The 18,059-nt window shown below is 69.0% G+C and carries 11 protein-coding genes; 7 read left to right on the top strand and 4 right to left on the bottom strand.

Annotated elements, in window-relative coordinates:
- Positions 1-115: 115 nt before the first annotated feature.
- Positions 116-1,117 carry a KpsF/GutQ family sugar-phosphate isomerase gene (locus ABL312_RS15445; protein ID WP_349358294.1) on the bottom strand — a complete coding sequence of 334 codons (1,002 nt, stop codon included), beginning with the start codon at positions 1,115-1,117 and terminating at the stop codon, positions 116-118.
- Positions 1,118-1,337: 220 nt separating this feature from the next.
- Between ABL312_RS15445 and ABL312_RS15440 the strand changes: the two genes are divergently transcribed.
- The 5 genes from ABL312_RS15440 (at position 1,338) to ABL312_RS15420 (ending at position 8,328) form a co-directional block, all read left to right on the top strand.
- The gene (locus ABL312_RS15440) at positions 1,338-2,792 is read left to right on the top strand and encodes an outer membrane beta-barrel protein (RefSeq protein WP_349358293.1); all 1,455 of its coding nucleotides are present in this window, start codon (positions 1,338-1,340) and stop codon (positions 2,790-2,792) included.
- Between the two features lie 84 nt (positions 2,793-2,876).
- Positions 2,877-4,163: a lytic murein transglycosylase gene (locus tag ABL312_RS15435; RefSeq protein ID WP_349358292.1), complete on the top strand. Its 1,287-nt coding sequence runs from the start codon at positions 2,877-2,879 to the stop codon at positions 4,161-4,163.
- A gap of 62 nt (positions 4,164-4,225) precedes the next feature.
- Complete coding sequence (locus ABL312_RS15430) at positions 4,226-5,443, top strand: DUF459 domain-containing protein (RefSeq protein ID WP_349358291.1); 1,218 nt, start codon at positions 4,226-4,228, stop codon at positions 5,441-5,443.
- A gap of 392 nt (positions 5,444-5,835) precedes the next feature.
- Positions 5,836-7,197, top strand: coding sequence for a methyl-accepting chemotaxis protein (locus tag ABL312_RS15425; protein ID WP_349358290.1), 1,362 nt, complete (start codon positions 5,836-5,838; stop codon positions 7,195-7,197).
- Between the two features lie 135 nt (positions 7,198-7,332).
- Positions 7,333-8,328: a hypothetical protein gene (locus tag ABL312_RS15420; protein ID WP_349358289.1), complete on the top strand. Its 996-nt coding sequence runs from the start codon at positions 7,333-7,335 to the stop codon at positions 8,326-8,328.
- 114 nt (positions 8,329-8,442) lie between these two features.
- On the opposite strand, the gene ABL312_RS15415 is transcribed toward ABL312_RS15420, so the two are convergent.
- Both ABL312_RS15415 and gltB read right to left on the bottom strand, forming a co-directional pair.
- The gene (locus ABL312_RS15415; protein WP_349358288.1) at positions 8,443-9,873 is read right to left on the bottom strand and encodes a glutamate synthase subunit beta; all 1,431 of its coding nucleotides are present in this window, start codon (positions 9,871-9,873) and stop codon (positions 8,443-8,445) included.
- Between the two features lie 15 nt (positions 9,874-9,888).
- The gene (gene gltB / locus ABL312_RS15410; RefSeq protein ID WP_374730137.1) at positions 9,889-14,607 is read right to left on the bottom strand and encodes a glutamate synthase large subunit; all 4,719 of its coding nucleotides are present in this window, start codon (positions 14,605-14,607) and stop codon (positions 9,889-9,891) included.
- Between the two features lie 756 nt (positions 14,608-15,363).
- Here gltB and ABL312_RS15405 point away from each other — a divergent pair.
- Positions 15,364-16,389, top strand: coding sequence for a beta-eliminating lyase-related protein (locus ABL312_RS15405; protein WP_349358287.1), 1,026 nt, complete (start codon positions 15,364-15,366; stop codon positions 16,387-16,389).
- Between the two features lie 213 nt (positions 16,390-16,602).
- Here ABL312_RS15405 and ABL312_RS15400 read toward each other — a convergent pair whose 3' ends face one another.
- On the bottom strand, positions 16,603-17,052 hold the full coding sequence (locus tag ABL312_RS15400) for an Hsp20 family protein (RefSeq protein WP_349358286.1): 450 nt from the start codon (positions 17,050-17,052) through the stop codon (positions 16,603-16,605).
- Between the two features lie 348 nt (positions 17,053-17,400).
- On the opposite strand from ABL312_RS15400, the gene ABL312_RS15395 reads away from it, so the two are divergent.
- Positions 17,401-17,847, top strand: coding sequence for a hypothetical protein (locus ABL312_RS15395; RefSeq protein WP_349358285.1), 447 nt, complete (start codon positions 17,401-17,403; stop codon positions 17,845-17,847).
- Positions 17,848-18,059: the final 212 nt, after the last annotated feature.

Below are 18,059 nucleotides of genomic sequence, written 5' to 3'. Positions count from 1 at the left end.
GGAGGCGATGATAGGGCGTGCCGGGCTAATCAATCCCTAAGCGCGGCGCGAACCCGGGGTCGGGCCCGGGTTAAAATTCGTTAAGGTAAACAGGGCGTTAACTATCCTGCACGTTTCACGCGACGCCGTGGCGCAGCAGATCGTGCAGGTGGATGATGCCGACCGGCCGGTCGTCCTCGACCACGAAGACCGAGGTGATCGACGAGCGGTTGATGAACTCCATCGCCGCCGCCAGCAGCAGGTCGCCCTGGATGCGGCGGGGATCGCGGGTCATCACCTGCTCCGCGGTCTTGTCGAGGAAATCGCTCGACAGATGACGGCGCAGGTCGCCGTCGGTGATGATGCCGATCAGCCGTCCGCCCTCGTCGACGATGCCGAGAACGCCGAAGCCCTTCTGGGTGATCAGCACGATGGCGTCGCGCATCAGCGTGCCCGCGGTCGCGAGCGGCAGTTTCTCGCCGGTGTGCATGATGTCGCGGGCGCGCAGCAGGCTCGCGCCGAGGCGCCCGCCGGGGTGGAACGTCCTGAAGTCCTGGGCGGTGAACCCGCGGGCTTCCAGCAGGGTGATCGCCAGCGCGTCGCCAAGCGCCATCTGCAGCAGCGTGGAGGTCGTGGGCGCAAGCCCGTGCGGGCAGGCTTCCTGGGCGCGCGGCAGGGCGAGCACGATGTCGGCCGCCGTCCCGAGCGCGCTGTCCGCGCGCGAGGTGAGGGCGACGAGGGGAACCTTGAAACGCCGCGTGTAGGCGATGGTGGCCGCCAGTTCCTGCGTTTCGCCGGACCAGGAGAGCGCAAGCACCACGTCCCGGTCGGTGATCATGCCGAGATCGCCGTGGTTCGCTTCGGTGGCGTGCACGAAGGAGGCCGGCGTGCCGGTGGAGGCGAGCGTCGCGGCGATCTTGGCGCCGACATGACCGCTCTTGCCCACGCCCGTGACGATCACCCGGCCGCTCGCCGCGGCGATCGTCTCGACCGCGCGCGCGAAAGGCTCCGACAGGCCGTTGGCCAGGGCATCGCGCAGGCTGCGCAGCCCGGCCACGCCGGTGTCGATCGTGCGCAGCGCCGACAGGCGTGGCGAAGACACCGCGGACCGGTCCGTCTCTGACGAAGGCGCACTCATTCTGCAATGCTCCGAGCGTGGAAATTCTGAAATCAAGCCGTCCTTTTAGACCCATTCCGACCGTGCGGCAACCCGGCCGAGCCTTGCGCTCCGGCGCTCCGACGGGTGCGGCCGGCGCGCAAAGGCGGTCGGCGGCGTCAACGCTCCATTAACCTTAACAAATCATGATCGCTTCGATTGCGGAGGCCCGTGCGCCGCCGCCCCTGACCGGTTGTCGTTCATGTCACGCTTGGCCGTCTTTCTTCTCGCTTCCGTGCTGGCTGTGCCTGTGGTTCAGGCGCAGGACGTCGACCTGCGCGGCGGGTTCGAGGCCGGCGGCGTGCGCGCGCCGCTCGATCCGCAGGACGCGGAGGACGCCGAGACCGCCGAGGGCCTGCGCGGCGCGGACACCGCCCGCGTTCCGGTCGGCGATGCCGGCGAGCGGATCGAGCCGCTGGCCGAGGTCGGTCGCGTCCGTCCGCTTCAGCCCTTTTCCGAACGCCTCCGGGCCGTGCAGCGGCGCGCGCCGAACGGCGGCGGCGGGACGCTCGATCTGGAGGTCTACGACGGCGAGACGCGCCGCGACGCGCCACAGGGCCTGCGCGCAGGCTCGTTCCTGCTCTACCCCGAACTCATCACGACGCTCGGCTGGAGCGACAATGTTGCGGGCTCGGCGGGCGGATCTTCGGGCTCGCTCTATCGCATCGCGCCGGCGCTCAGGCTGCAGTCCGACTGGTCGCGCCACAGTTTCGGCTTCAACTTCCGGGGCAGCTACACCGGCTATCCCGACAGCGATCTGGACGCTGATCCGACGATGAACGCCGATGCCCGGCTGCAATTCGATCTCAGCGAGCGGACCGAACTGGAAACGACCGCGCGCTACGCGCTGACGCTGGAGGATCGCGGGTCGGCGGAAGCGGTCAACGAGGGGCGGGACATTCACGAACTCGGCGGGTCTCTGGGCTTGCGCCGGTCGCTCGGCCTGGTCAGCGCGGAACTGCGCGGGCGGGTGGATTCCACGGTCTACTCGGGCGGCGATAACACGGGCACGAGCCGGGAGCGCGACAATGCGCTCTATACCGCGACGCTGCGTCTCGACGCCCAGACGGGGGCGAGCCTCCAGCCCTTCGCGGAAGGCAGCCTGTTCAAGCGCCACTACTTCGAGCAGTGCCGCGACCTGACGCTGTGCGCCGACCGCAACTCCAGCGGCTACGAGCTGCGCGCCGGCGTGGCCTTCGACAACGGCGGCAAGATCAGCGGCGACATCGGCCTGGGGTGGCGCAGCGAAACGCTCGACGACCGGCGTCTTGCGAAGCTCGAGGGTCTGACCGTCGACGGGTCGCTGGTGTGGTCGCCGACGCGGCTGACCACCGTCACCGGCACCCTGTCGACCGCGCTGGCGCCGTCGACACTCAACGGAACGCCCGGCTCGGTCATCTATTCCGGCGATCTGCGGCTGGCGCACGGGTTTTCCGATGCGCTCGCCGGCGAGCTCGGGATCGGGTACTCGCGCCGCGACTACACCGGCATCGTGCTGACCGAGGACGAGGCCAACGCCACCGCCGGGCTGACATGGGCGGTCACCCGCAATGTCGCCTTGACGGGGCGCTATACGTTCCGCCGGTTCCTGTCGTCGTCGCAGGGCGCGGGCTACAGCGAAAACCAGATCGAGGCCGGATTGCGGTTCCGGCATTGAACGCCATTTACGTTACGGGCGCCGGGGGGCGCGGGTCATGGATCGCAGGCGATCCGCTGACGAGGGAAAGCACCGGGAGTTGGGATGATTGTTTCGCGTTTTTCCAGCCTTAGCATGCAGCCCGCGCGGGCCGCGCGGGCGCGGTGGCGACCGGGTGCCGGCTTGCGCAAGCGCGTGGCCGCCTGGGGCGGGATCCTGGCGCTGGGCGCCACATTGACCGCCGCGCCGGGGGCGCCGGCCAGCGCCGATGCCGCCTTCGACCGCTGGGTCGACAATTTCTGGCCGGTGGCGCGCGATGCCGGCGTCGGCCGCGATACCTACCGCCGCGCCTTCGCCGGGGTGACCCCGGATCCCGACACGATCCGGCTGATGGACAGGCAGTCGGAATTCGTCAAGCCGATCTGGGAGTATCTCGACACAGCCGTGTCCGACACCCGCGTCGAGAAGGGGCGCGAGATGCTCGCGACCTATGCCCGCGAACTGGCCGAGATCGAACGGCGCTACGGCGTCGACCGCGAGGCGGTGGTGGCCATCTGGGGCATGGAGACCAACTACGGCTCCTTCATGGGCAAGCACTATGTGGTGCGCGCCCTCGCCACGCTCGCCTACGCGGCGCCTCGGCGGAAGGACTTCTGGAACCGCGAACTCGTGACGGCGCTCAAGATCCTGGATGCCGGACACGTGCAGCCCGACAGCATGGAAGGCTCCTGGGCCGGGGCCATGGGCCACACCCAGTTCATGCCTTCCAGCTGGAAGCAGTATTCCTCCGACTACGACGGCGACGGGCGTCACGACATCTGGACCAACATTCCCGACGCGCTCGCCTCGACCGCCAATTACCTGAAGCGGCACGGCTGGCGCACGGGCAAGACCTGGGGCTACGAGGTCCGGCTGCCGCGCGGCTTCGACTACGGCAATGTCGACGAGGAAATGACGCTGGCCGACTGGCGGCGGCTCGGCGTGACGCGCACCAACGATCGCGAGTTTCCGCGTCCCTCCGACGATGCGGTTCTGGTGCTGCCGGCCGGGGCCTCGGGGCCCGCGTTCCTGATGCTGCGCAATTTCTATGTGATCAAGCGCTACAACAACGCCACGGCCTATGCGCTCGCGGTCGGGCATCTGGCCGACCGGATCATCGGCGGCGGTCCCTTCGCGCAGCCCTGGCAGCGGGACGCGCTGCCGCTGAACCGGGCGCAGACGAAGGACCTGCAGGCGCTCCTGAACCGGCGCGGCTTCTCGGTCGGATCGGTCGACGGACGGGTCGGACCGGCGACCCGGCGGGGCATTCGCGCCTATCAGCGCGCGGCCGGCCTGATCCCCGACGGCTACGCCTCCGTCGCGCTGTTGCAGCACATCCGTTCGGGGCGCTGAGCGTGCGACGCGCCACCGTTGGGCCCTTGGACGCAAGGCGCGGAATTCGCTAAGGTCGGGGCATGATCACCATCGCCCCTTCCAGCGCTGACGATGCAACCGGTCCGGCGGGCACCCGTGGCCGGATCGCAGCGCTTGCATGCCGCTGGATGCGCTCGGGCGCGCGCTGTCTCGCCGCGCTCGGCCTCGGCCTCGCGGTCGGGCTGGCCGCGGTACCGGGCGATGTGGCGGCGCAAAGCCGCGGCCCGATCGTGCAGCCGGGCGACACGCCGAGCGGCGGCGGATTTCACCCGCTGTCGCCGCTCTTTCGCCTGTTCGGCGTCGAGCGCGACGATCGCCGCAGCCGCATGCGCGAGCAGCAGCCGCGCGAGCAGGTCCAGCCGCGCCGCGAGCCGGTGAAACCCGTGATCGTCGAGGTGCCCAAGGACGCGGATGCCCGCATTGTCCTGGTCGTCGGCGACGGGCTGGCCGACGAGCTGGCGGAAGGGCTCGAGGCGGCCTATGCGGAGGTGCCCTCCGTTCGGGTCGACCGGCTGCTGTTTCGCGACGAGGGCCTTGCCACCGAGTTTGGGCCGGAGATCGGCGACCGGATGCGCGCCGCCGTTCAGGGGCGGCGTGTTGGCGTCGTGGTGATGCTTCTTGGCAAGAACGACATTCGCGAGCTGGCCGTGCGGTCGCTGGGGCTGGCGGGCGAGCCGGCCGAATTCGGCACCGAGGCCTGGACGGCGGGCTACGCCGGCCGGGTCGACCGGGTGCTGTCGGCGGCCCGCGCGCAGCGCACGCCCGTGATCTGGGTCGGCCTGCCGCCGCCCAAGGGCCAGACCCGGCGCGCCAACTTCAATCTGGTGACGAGCCTGATCAAGGCGCGTGTCGAGGCGGCGAATGCCATCTATGTCGATGTGTGGGACGTCTTCCTGAGCGAGGAGGGCGGCTACACGTCCTTCGGCCCGGATGTGGAGGGGCGTCGCCGCCGCCTGCGCAGCGGAGACGGCATCGGTTTCACCTGGCCCGGCAAGCGAAAGCTCGCCTTCTTCGCCGACCGGGCGATCGCCCGCGTGCTCGGCTCCTCCGGAGCCTATGCCTTCGAAGGTGTCGAGGACGATCCCAATTTCGTCGTTCTCACCGGTCGGACGGGCTCGCCGGAAACGGAACTGGCCGGCGCGGAGGATGCCCGCAACGCGCCGGTGGTCGACACGCCTCAGTATCGCCTGATCGTGCAAGGCGCGGTGCTGCCGCCGACCGAGGGGCGGGTGGACGATTTCCGCCGGCCCGGCTCCTGAGCGCGTGGTTCGCGCGCGCGACTGGGCGCGCATCTCTCGATGTCCGACAAGCTGGTCTCGATCTTCGACAAGCTGGCGCCCGCCTCAGACCACACGCGGACAAGACGACATCCGGACAAGAGACCGTGCAGCGACCGGCTCCGGCCCCGGTTTCGAGCCCCGGCCGGGTGCCGGTTACCTGAGAGCCACAGACGAACGAAGCTCGGGCCCGATTCGGCCATGAAACGCGTCCTGGCGTTGCTTCGCCGTCGCTTGGCGTCGGGCTTCCTGGCGGGGGTGACCCTGCGGCCGGCGATCCGTCGTCGCGATTTTCGAACGCGGGCGCGTGTGGTTTTCTCTTTCTTCATCAATTGCGAGAAACCTGTCGGTGTATCGAATTCGGGAACATTCGCATGCACGCCACAGATCAGCGCCGCCGCACCCTGTCGGTTCTCGGCCGGTTTCTCCTCATGGTCGCGACGGCGGCCGTCATCATGCTCGCCGGCACCGGCTATGCCTTCTACACGTTTCGTGTCTCGCTGACCGCGGCGCTGGGCGATCCGGCGACGGCCGCCGATCTCGTGGGCGCGAAGGCCGCGTCGAAGCTCGATGCGCTGATCCTCGGGCAGATGGTCGAGATCGCGATCGTGTGCATGCCCGTCGGCATTGCCTTTCTGGCTCTGGCGTTCTGGCTGGCGCTCGGAATCCGTCGACCGCTGAAGGCCCTGCAGGGCGGCCTCGAGGCGCTGTCGGACGGGGATTTCGACGTGGAGATCGCCGGCGCCGAACGGGGCGACGAGATCGGGTCGATCGCGCGCTCCGTGGTCGCGTTCCGCACGCGGCTGGCGGAAAAGGCGCGGGAAGAGGCGCGTCAGGCGCTGGAGCGCGAAAGCAGCCTCGCGGCGGAGCGGGCGGAAACCCTGAAGCAGGTGGCCGGCGACTTCGAAAGCTCCGTGGTGGGCGTCGTGCAGCGGCTGACCACCGCGGCCGAACGGGTCGGCGGCCTGTCGCAGGAACTCGACGGCGCGGTCGACGAGGCCGCCCGGGCGGTGGAGACGGCGACGGAGTCCTCGGAGCAGGCGAGCACGTCGGTGTCGACGGCGGCCCAGGCGGCGGAAGACATGAGCGCCTCGATCCTCGCCATCGGACGGGAGATGGAGCAGGCCGCGCAAATGGCGCAGGCGGCCGTGGACGAATCGCGCGCGACCGACACCATCGTCGGCCGGCTGGCGGAGAGCGGGCGCGAGATCGGGGAGGTCGTCGACCTGATCAAGCAGATCGCCGACCAGACCAACCTTCTGGCGCTGAATGCCACCATCGAGGCGGCGCGGGCCGGCGAGATGGGGCGCGGCTTCGCCGTCGTCGCCAATGAGGTCAAGACGCTGGCCGGGCAGACGACGCGGGCGACGGAGGATATCTCGCGGCAGGTGGAGGCGGTGCAGCAGGTGTCGGATCAGGCCGTCGGCGCGATCCGCTCCATCGCCACGACGGTGGAGCGCATCCACACGATCTCCAATACGATCCTGAGCGCGGTTCAGGAGCAGATGGCGGCGACCGGCGAGATCACCCAGAGCGTCGGCTTCGCCACGCAGAACACCGAGAGCGTGGCCGCCAGCATGGGCGATCTGACCGCCGCCAGCGGCAGCACCCGCGCGGCCACCGACCAGATCCGCGCCGCGACCGGTGAACTGGCCGAACTGTCGGGCGCGCTGCACCGGCAGGTCGGCGGCTTCCTGGAGAACATCAGAAGCAGCGACGGCCGCGCGGCCGCGTGAGGCGGCGCGGCTGTCCCGGTCCTGCGCAACGCCTGTCCCGGCAGGTGTTGCGCCTGCGAGGGTTGGAGGATAGTGCGGGCCGGTCCCGGTGGTTGCTGGATTGCGACCGCCCCCGTCACGCAAAGGCTTTCGCACGTGCGCCCCTTCTTCCTGATTATCCTCTTTCTCCTTTCAGGCGGCGCTGTCGGTGCGACGAACGTCCCGGGCATGGTTGCCCTGTCGGTCGCAGGCTCCTCGGACGCGCGCGGGCTGTCGTTGACGGTGTGGTATCCGGCGCGCGGCGGAGCAGTGCAAAACCTGGCCGGCAACGCCGTCTTTCTCGGCCCTCAGGCCGTGCCCGGGGGCGCGGTCGCGGCGGGGCCGTTTCCTCTCGTTCTGCTTTCGCATGGCGGCGTCCGCTCACGTCCGGATTCGGGCGCCTGGCTCGCGGCCGGGCTCGCCCGTTCGGGGCATGTCGTGGTGGAGGTCAACGCGCCGAGGGTGAAAAGCCCGCGCGCGGGTGCGGAGGAGATCTGGCGCCGGCCCGAGCATCTCGCGCGCGCCCTTGCCGCTGTTCTCGGCGATCCCGAGTGGGCGCCGCGCATCGACCGGACCCGGATCTCGGCTGTCGGTTTCGCGCTTGGCGGCACGGCCGCTCTTGCCGTTGGCGGCTGGCGTTTTGACGCTGACGCTGTCCGGCGGTCGTGCGCGGACGGGGCCGGCCCCGACTGTGGCTGGTTGGCAGCCGGCGGCATCTTGCTGGAGTCGCTCGACCGCGCGCCGCTGGAGCGGTCGTACCGCCTGCCTGAAATATCCGCCGTGGTTGCGATCGCGCCGGAATATGCGGAGGCCGTCTTGGACGCGGGTGAGGACAATCCGGTCCCGTCCCTTGTGATCGCGCTCGGGGCGACCGGGGAGGGCGAGGCGCACTTTGCGCAGCCGGTCGGCGATGATGACACCGCCCGTCTTGTCACGCTTGCCGAAGCCGGGCCGCTCGACGCCTTCCCCTTGTGCACGCCGGCAGGCGCGAAGATCCTTTCCGAGGACGGCGGCGACCCGGCGTTGTGCGGGACGTCCGCACAGACGCGCGGTGACAGTCACAACGCCATGATCGAGCGGATCGGGGCTTTTCTAGCACAGGTGGAAAAGTGATCCGTCCGCACTGAGCCTGTCCTGTCGCCCGGGCTGCACCTGGCGTCGCAAGCACCAATAGACAAGGTCGCGCAGCCCGGTGGGCGCGCGGCCTTGTCGTGTCGTGCCAGCGTATCAGCGCGGAAGGTTGGTGCTGCCGGTCAGATGCAGGTCGATGGCGCGCGCCGCCTGACGGCCCTCGCGGATCGCCCAGACGACGAGCGACTGGCCGCGGCGCACGTCGCCGGCGGTGAAGATGCCGTCGATCGAGGTCTTGTAGTCCTCGGTGTTGGCGACCACGTTGCCGCGCGCGTCGCGGGCGAGGTCGTCGCCGAGTTCGGCCAGATAGGTGCCTTCCATCGGGCCGGAAAAGCCGATGGCGATCAGCACCAGTTCCGCGCGCAGCACGAATTCCGTGCCCTCGATGGGCTGGCGCTTTTCATCGACCCGGGCGCATTTCACGCCGGTGACATGTCCGTCCTCGCCGATGATCTCGAGCGTGGCGACCTGAAACTCGCGCTCCGCGCCCTCGGCCTGGGAGGAAGAGGTGCGCATCTTCGTCGCCCAATAGGGCCACACGGCAAGCTTGTCTTCCTTCTCCGGCGGACGCGGGCGGATGTCGAGCTGGGTGACCGACAGGGCGCCCTGGCGGAAGGAGGTGCCGATGCAGTCCGACGCGGTGTCGCCGCCGCCGATCACCACGACATGCTTGCCGCCCGCCCAATAGGGCGGCTCGTGCGACACGTCCTCGCCGCCGACGCGCCGGTTCTGCTGAACGAGGAACGGCATGGCGTACATGCAGCCCTGCAGGTCCATGCCCGGCAGGCCCGGATCGCGCGGCGTTTCGGCGCCGCAGGTCAGAAGCAGCGCGTCGTGGCGGTGCTTGAGCTCGTCCACCGTGGTGTCGACGCCGACGTTCACATTGTAATGGAAGACGACGCCCTCGGCCTCCATCTGTTCCACGCGGCGGTCGATGTAGTGCTTTTCCATCTTGAAGTCCGGAATGCCGTAGCGCATCAGGCCGCCGGCCCGGGGCTCGCGCTCATAGACATGCACCGTGTGTCCGGCGCGTGCGAGCTGCTGCGCGGCGGCCATGCCGGCGGGGCCGGAGCCGACGACGGCCACGGTCTTGCCGGTCTTCACGGCCGCCGGCTCGGGGCGGATCCAGCCTTCCTCGTAGGCCCGGTCGGCGATCGCCTGTTCCACCGACTTGATGGCGACCGGCACGTCCTCGAGATTGAGCGTGCAGGCCTCCTCGCACGGCGCGGGGCAGATGCGCCCGGTGAACTCCGGGAAGTTGTTGGTGGAGTGCAGGTTGCGCGCCGCTTCTTCCCAGTCGCCGTTGTAGACGAGGTCGTTCCAGTCCGGAATCTGGTTGTTGACCGGACAGCCGACGGGACCGTGGCAATAGGGTATGCCGCAGTCCATGCAGCGCGCGGCCTGCCGCTGGACTTCCTTGTCCTCCAGCGGCAGCGTGAACTCCTTGAAGTGGCGGATGCGGTCGGAGGCCGGCTGATACTTCTGGTCCTGCCGGTCGATCTCCAGGAACCCGGTGACTTTACCCATATCTGTCCGTCTCCCTTACTCGGCCGCGACCAGGCCGAGCCGCTTTTCTTCCATTTCCTTGAGCGCCCGGCGGTACTCGACCGGCATCACCTTGACGAACTTCGGACGGAAATCGTCCCACTCGTCGAGGATCTGCTGTGCCCAGGCCGAGCCGGTATGCGCGATGTGATTGGCGATGAGCTGGCGCAGCCGCTCGTCGTCGTGGCGGGTCATGTCGTCGGTGAGATCGACGCGCCCCTTGTGCTCGATGTCGCCGCCGTGGTGATGCAGCTTCTCCAGCAGGTCGTCTTCTTCCGGCACCGGCTCGATGTCCACCATGGCCAGGTTGCAGCGCGAGCGGAAGGAGCCGTCCTCGTCCAGCACATAGGCCACGCCACCCGACATGCCGGCCGCGAAGTTGCGCCCGGTCCAGCCGAGAACCACGACGACACCGCCGGTCATGTATTCGCAGCCGTGGTCGCCGACGCCCTCGACGACGGCGATGGCGCCGGAGTTGCGCACCGCGAAGCGCTCGCCGGCGATGCCGCGGATGTAGGCCTCGCCCTCGGTGGCGCCGTAGAGCACCGTGTTGCCGGCGATGATCGACTCATCCGGATTGGCGGCGCTCTTCGGGTTCGGCCGGATGACGAGCCGGCCGCCGGCCAGACCCTTGCCGACATAGTCGTTGGCGTCGCCCTCGAGCGTCATGGCAATGCCGCGGGCGAGGAAGGCACCGAAAGCCTGGCCGGCCGTGCCGGTGAGGCGGATGTCGATGGTGCCGTCCTTGAGCCCCTTGTGCCCGTAGCGGCGGGCGACCTCGCCCGACAGCATCGCGCCCGTCGAGCGGTCGACGTTGGCGATGGTCTCGGTGATCGTGACCGGCTCCTTGGTGTCGAGCGCGGGCGCGGCCGCCGCGATCAGGCGCCGGTCGAGGATGTCGTCGATCGGGTGCTTCTGCCGCTCGGTCCAGCGGCGGGCCTCCGGCGCGGCGTCGGGCATGTGGAACAGGCGCGACACGTCGAGCCCGCGCGCCTTCCAGTGCTCGACCATCCTGTCCTGGTCGAGCAGGTCGGTGCGCCCGACAAGCTCCTCGAAGCGGGCGATGCCCATTTCCGCCATCAGCGCGCGCACTTCCTCGGCGACGAAGAAGAAGTAGTTGACCACGTGCTCCGGCGTGCCCTTGAAGCGCTTGCGCAGCACCGGATCCTGGGTGGCGATGCCGACCGGACAGGTGTTGAGGTGGCACTTGCGCATCATGATGCAGCCGGCGGCGATCAGCGGCGCGGTGGAGAAGCCGAACTCGTCGGCGCCGAGCAGCGCGCCGATCAACACGTCGCGGCCGGTCTTCAGTCCGCCGTCGACCTGCAGCGCGACGCGCGAGCGCAGGCCGTTGAGCACCAGCGTCTGCTGGGTTTCGGCGAGACCCATCTCCCAGGGGCTGCCGGCATGCTTGATCGAGGTGAGCGGAGAGGCGCCCGTGCCGCCGTCGTAGCCGGAGATGGTGATGTGATCGGCGCGCGCCTTGGCGACGCCGGCCGCGACCGTGCCGACCCCCACTTCCGACACCAGCTTCACCGAAATATCGGCCGCCGGATTGACGTTCTTCAGATCGTAGATCAGCTGCGCCAGATCCTCGATCGAGTAGATGTCGTGGTGCGGCGGCGGCGAGATCAGGCCGACGCCCGGCGTGGAGTGGCGCACCTTGGCGATCACCGCGTCGACCTTGTGGCCGGGCAGCTGGCCGCCCTCGCCGGGCTTGGCGCCCTGGGCGACCTTGATCTGGATCATGTCGGAGTTGACCAGATACTCGGTGGTCACGCCGAAGCGGCCCGAGGCGACCTGCTTGATCGCCGAGCGCATCGGGTTGGTCGCCCCGTCGGGCAGCGGCAGATAGCGCTCGGGCTCCTCGCCGCCCTCGCCGGTGTTCGACTTGCCGCCGATCCGGTTCATCGCGACCGCGAGCGTGGAATGCGCCTCGCGCGAGATCGAGCCGAAGGACATCGCGCCGGTGGAGAAGCGCTTGACGATCTCCGCCGCCGGCTCGACCGCGTCCAGCGGGATCGCCCTGGTGCCGATCTCCTCCGCCGACTTGATGCGGAACATGCCGCGGATCGTGTAGCGGCCGTTCTCCTCGTTCGTCTCGCGGGCGAACTCGCGGTACTTCTCCGGCACGTTGCCGCGCACCGCGTGCTGCAGCGAGGCGACGTTGTTCGGGGTCCACATGTGGCGCTCGCCACGCGTGCGGTAGGCGTATTCGCCGCCGACCTCGAGCGCGCTGCGCAGCACCGGCACGTCGTCGAAGGCGAGGCGGTGGCGCCGCGCGGTCTCCTCGGCGACCTCGACGAGGCCGATGCCCTCGATCGTCGTGGCGGTGCCGAAGAAGAACTCGTCGACGAAATCCCTCGACAACCCGACGGCATCGAAGATCTGCGCGCCGCAATAGGACTGATAGGTCGAGATGCCCATCTTGGACATCACCTTCAGGATGCCCTTGTCGATCGACTTGATGTAGCGCTCGACCACCTCGGTCTCGTCCACTTCCTCGGGGAAGTCGAGATCGGCGTGCAGCGCCAGAAGCGTCTCGAAGGCGAGATAGGGGTTGATCGCCTCCGCGCCGTAGCCGGCGAGCACGCAGAAGTGATGCACCTCGCGCGCCTCGCCCGTCTCGACCACGAGGCCGACGGAGGTGCGCAGACCCTTGCGGATCAGGTGGTGGTGCACGGCGGCCGTCGCCAGCAGGGCCGGGATCGGAATGCGGCCGCGGCTCATCAGACGGTCGGACAGGATGATGATGTTGTAGCCGTTGGACACCGCGCGCTCGGCGGAGGCGCACAGGTTGGTCAGCGCCGCGCGCATGCCCTCCGCGCCGTGGGCCGCGTCATAGGTGATGTCCAGCGTCTTGGCCGAGAACTGGTTGTCGGACGTGTCGCCGATGGTGCGGATCTTTTCCAGGTCGTCGTTGGTGAGGATCGGCTGACGCACCTCCAGCCGCTTCACGCTCGACAGGCCCTTCAGGTCGAAGAGGTTCGGGCGCGGGCCGATGAAGGACACCAGGCTCATCACCAGTTCCTCGCGGATCGGGTCGATCGGCGGGTTGGTGACCTGGGCGAAGTTCTGCTTGAAATAGGTGTAGAGCAGCTTCGGCTTGTCGGAGAGCACGGAAATCGGCGTGTCCGTGCCCATCGAGCCGATGGCTTCCTGGCCGACGGTGGCCATCGGCTGCATCAAGAGCTTGATGTCCTCCTGGCTGTAGCCGAAGGCCTGCTGACGGTCGAGCAGGCTCTCGGCCGCCACCGGCGCGCGCCCGCGCACCGCCGGCATGTCCTCCAGCACGATCTGGGTGCGGTGCAGCCAGTCCTTGTAGGGGTTGGCGGTCGACAGGGTGCGCTTGATCTCGTCGTCGGAGATGATGCGCCCTTCCTCAAGGTCGATCAGCAGCATCTTGCCCGGCTGCAGGCGCCACTTGCGCACGATTTTTTCTTCCGGCACCGGCAGCACGCCGACCTCGGACGACAGGATCACGACGTCCTCGTCGGTCACGACGTAGCGTGCCGGACGCAGGCCGTTGCGGTCGAGCGTCGCGCCGATCTGGCGTCCGTCGGTGAAGGCGACCGCCGCCGGTCCGTCCCACGGCTCCATCAAGGCCGCGTGATACTCGTAGAAGGCCTTGAGGTTGTCGTCCATCAAGGTGTTGCCGGCCCAGGCCTCGGGGATCAGCATCATCGCCGCATGGGCGAGGGAATAGCCGCCGGAGACCAGGAACTCGAGCGCATTGTCGAAGCAGGCGGTGTCCGACTGGCCCTCGTAGGAAATCGGCCACAGCTTGGAGATGTCGTCGCCGAACAGCGGCGAGGACACGCTCGCCTGGCGCGCCGCCATCCAGTTGACGTTGCCGCGCAGCGTGTTGATCTCGCCGTTGTGCGCCACCATGCGATAGGGGTGCGCGAGGTCCCAGGAGGGGAAGGTGTTGGTCGAGAAGCGCTGGTGCACCAGGGCGAGCGCCGATTCGAAGCGCGGGTCCTTCAGGTCGGCGTAATAGGCGCCGAGCTGATAGGCGAGGAACATGCCCTTGTAGACGAGCGTGCGGCTCGACAGCGAGACGATGTAGAAGCCGTGTTCGACGGCGTCGGTCTCCGCGCGCACGGTGTTGGAGATCACCTTGCGCAGCACGAAGAGACGGCGCTCGAAATCGTTCGGCGTCTCGCAGTTGCGGCTGGCGATGAAGACCTGGCGCGACACCGGCTCGGTGGCGGCGATGTCCGGCGCCTTGGAGAGCGAGGAATTGTCGACCGGCACGTCGCGCCAGCCGAGGCACGCCTGCCCTTCGGCGGCGATCACCCGCTCCACGATCTCCTCGCAGGTGCGGCGCAGGTCGGGGTCGCGCGGCAGGAAGATGAAGCCGACGCCGTAATGGCCCTTTTCCGGCAGGTCGATGCCCAGGCTCTTCGCTTCCTCCACGAAGAAGGCGTGCGGGATCTGGACCAGCATGCCGGCGCCGTCGCCCATCAGCGGATCGGCGCCGACGGCGCCGCGATGGGTCAGGTTCTCCAGCACCTGCAGACCGTCGGCGACGATCTTGTGCGAGGCCTGGCCCTTGAGGTGGGCGACGAAGCCCACGCCGCAGGCGTCATGTTCCCTGGCCGGATGATACAGGCCCGCGCGTTCGGCGGCTGTGCGGCGCGCGCGCACGGTGTCGGCCGGTGTCCCGGCGGCGACGATCCCGTTCGCAGCAGTGGTCGCGTCGGTCTTCATCATCTCAGCCCTCTTTCTCACTCCGGCGTCGGGTCCGTCCTTCCCCGTTCGGGTCGCGTCTTTTCTCGAAAGACGCGGCTCGTTCGGCGAACAGGCACAAGCCCTGACGCTGACCAGTTGAAGCGGTCCTGCCATCGGCCCGCCCGGATCGGCGGGATGTCCTCCCGCGGGCGGCCCGCCTCTTTAAACCCCCAAAGCGGCGCGCTCGGCAAGCCTTCCGAAGGGGAACCCTCCGCGCCGGCGCTCGCCGTCGATACGCCGCGTGCCCCGGCCCGGATCGGCGACATGCGCCAGCGAGCAGGGGGCGTCGCGACTGCGCGCCCGGTGCGCCCCTCGCCCCCGCGGTGCCCCCGCGGTGCGCGGGAGGCCCAGGTCTTGCCCCGCTGTGCGCGGGCTCCGCAGTGCGCGGGAACCTAGGGCGCCTGCCACGTGAAACCAACCTGCCCGAAGAGCGCTCGATCGCGCCGGGCGGGCCGGCGTCCGGCGCTCGCAAACCAGATGGGACAGTATTCCTGTCCTATCTAGCGGCGCGCACCATGCCAGATTTCCCTCGGGTGAGCAAGACGCTTCCGCGCGGCGGATAATCTAGTTCTTTCGTCCGGCGCGGGCAATTTGTCACAATCGACTCGCGGGTGGCGGATTGCCGTAATTTTCTGTCGGGGCGTGCTTGTGGGCGGTGGCGAGGGGCGCGCCATGGAGGCAGGCGTGCGGTCCGCGAAAGGGCTTGCCACCGGGCGCGCGGCGCGCCTAGATCGCGTCATGATGTTCGCAAGCGACAACTGGAGCGGCGCGTCGGACGCGGTCATGGACGCGCTCGCCCGCCACAACGCCGGCTTCGCGCCGGCCTATGGCGCCGACCCGGTGACGGAGCGGGTGTCCGCCCGCTTCGCCGATCTCTTCGACACCGACGTCACCGTGCTCTACACGGCGACCGGAACCGCGGCCAATGCGCTCGCCATGGCGGCCTGCGCGCGGCCCGGCGGACTGATCTTCGCCAGCGACGTGGCGCATCTGCATTGCGATGAATGGGGCGCGGCGGAATTCTACACCCATGGCATGAAGATCGTGCCGGTCGCGGCAGAGGGCGGGCGGATGCGGCCCGAGGATCTGTCGGCCGCGCTCGCCCGCACCCCCGATGGCGGGCGCTTCGGAACGCCGACGGCGCTGAGCCTGACCCAGGCCACGGAATGCGGCACGCTCTACACGGTGGACGAGGTGCGCGCGCTCACCGACGTGGCGCGGGCCCGCGGGCTCGTCTGCCACATGGACGGCGCGCGTTTCGCCAATGCGCTGGCGACGCTCGATGTCGCGCCGGCCGACATCACCTGGAAGGCGGGCATCGACGTGCTGTCCTTCGGCGGCACCAAGAACGGCTGCTGGTGCGCGGAGGCGCTCGTCGTCTTCAGCGACGGGGCCTTGCGCGATCTCGCCACCCATCGCGCGCGGGCCGGGCATGTGTTTTCCAAGTCGCGCTTCGTCTCCGCCCAGTTCGAGGGCTATCTCGACGACGACCACTGGCTCGATCTGGCGCGCCATGCCAATGCAGCCGCGCAGCGTCTGGCGCAGGGGCTGACCGAGGCCGGGGTCCGGATCGCCTGGCCGGTGCAGGCGAACGAGGTCTTTCCGGTGTTGTCGCGCGGGCGCATCGACGCGCTCAAGGCCCACGGCGTGCTGTTTCACGAATGGTCGACGCAGGGCTGCGGGCCGGACGAGGCGATCGTGCGCCTGGTGACCAGTTTCCGCACGACCGGGGACGAGGTCGACGCATTTCTCGCCGCACTCTGACATTGACAGGGCGCTTGTGACGACCGGGGCGCAAACGCACGACGCCCCGCATCGCACGGGGACGCGACGCGGGGCGTTTCGGTCTATCGAGCGTGGTCGGACGTCGGACGCCGCTTGCGGGCGAGGTCAAGGCCCGGCGAGGTCCGTCGCGGCGCTCGGGTCATTTTTCCTGACGGGCCGTCGGGCGTGCCGACGGCCCCGATCCGGCCAGGGTCAGTTGACCGTGCTTTCGATCTGCGGCGTGCCGTCGGTTTTCGCCTTGATCTCGATCCGGCGCGGCTTCATCGCCTCGGGGATTTCCCGCGCGAGGTCGATGTGCAGGAGCCCGTTCTCCAGGCTTGCCCCCTTGACCTCGACGTAGTCGGCGAGCTGGAAGCGGCGCTCGAAGGCGCGCGCGGCGATGCCGCGATGCAGGATCTCGCCGGTTTCCCGGTCTTCCGGCCGGTCGCCCTTCACCGTCAGGACGTTTTCCTTGGCTTCGAGCGACAGGTCGTCCTCGCGGAAGCCGGCGACGGCCATGGTGATCCGATAGGTGGTCTCGCCGGTCCGCTCGATGTTGTAGGGCGGATAGCTCGGCGCGTCCTGCGCGGCGTCGAGCATCGAGAAGAGCCGGTCGAAACCGACGGTGGAGCGATAAAGCGGGCTGAAGTCCATGTGACGCATCTGTCTGTCCTCATGTTTGAGCAACATCGTTGGGAGCACCATCGTTGTGGGTGCCAACGCGATGTGTGTTTCCCTACCGCTTCCGCCGGGCGTCCGCCGAAGATGGCCGGAGCGCGCGTGGCCGGAACGGCCTGTCGGGAAACACGCCTGCAGGCCCGTTTTGGCGCCTGCGAGGCTAGAGGTGGGCGCTGTCGGAGGCGGATTCAAGAGGGTGGAGAATGCGGAAATCCGCCATTGCGGAGCGCATGAACGGTTTCTGAACGAGGCCTTCCGGTGGCGTTCAGGGCGCGGCGGTCAAGGTGGCGTCATCGAAGGGGCGCCACGGCGCCGAAGCGAAGGAGACCCGAGATGACAACCCGCAAGCTGATCCTGTCCGCCGCCCTTGCCCTCCTGATGTCCGCGCCGGTCGCGGTTGCGGCCCCCGGGGGCGCGGCCCCGGCCGCCGCCAAGCCGGCGGTCGCCGGCACGCTCGTCCAGGACGGTCAGGTCCATCTGGCCGGCAAGCGCTGGCGCGGCCATCGCGGCCAGCGTCTCGGTCCGCGCCGCATCGTGCGCAAGCTGCATCGTCGCGGTTTCACCAATATCCAGCGCATCCGTCCGCGCGGCGATGTCTACATCGTGCGGGCGAACGGTCGGCGCGGAGCGCCGCTGCGCCTGGTGGTCGACGCCTACTCCGGCCAGATCGTGGGCCGCACCGTGGTGCGCGGGCCCTGGCAGCGCCCGCACCGGGGCGGCCAGTGGGGGCACCACTGGGGCGGCAACGGCGTCGGCTTCGGCGTCTGGGGCCGCTGGTGAGGCGCTTCGGTTGTGTGAGAGCCGGGCCGTCGCGGTTGAGCGTCCGGTCCGGCTCCTGTATGAAAAAGATGCGCGTTTGAAGGAGGATGTCGGAGCCCGGCGTCTTCCATGGAGGGTCACGCCCGTGACCGCACCACAGCGTCGCGACACTGCGCCTGGAGCATGGGGCCAGGATCGGCAAGCCCAGGATCGGCAAGCGGAGTAGACCGGCC

Origin of the sequence: Stappia sp. (assembly GCF_040110915.1) — a bacterium.
Classification (GTDB): domain Bacteria; phylum Pseudomonadota; class Alphaproteobacteria; order Rhizobiales; family Stappiaceae; genus Stappia.
Note: the sequence above shows the minus strand (reverse complement) of the source record. Positions and strands in the feature narration are given on the sequence as shown.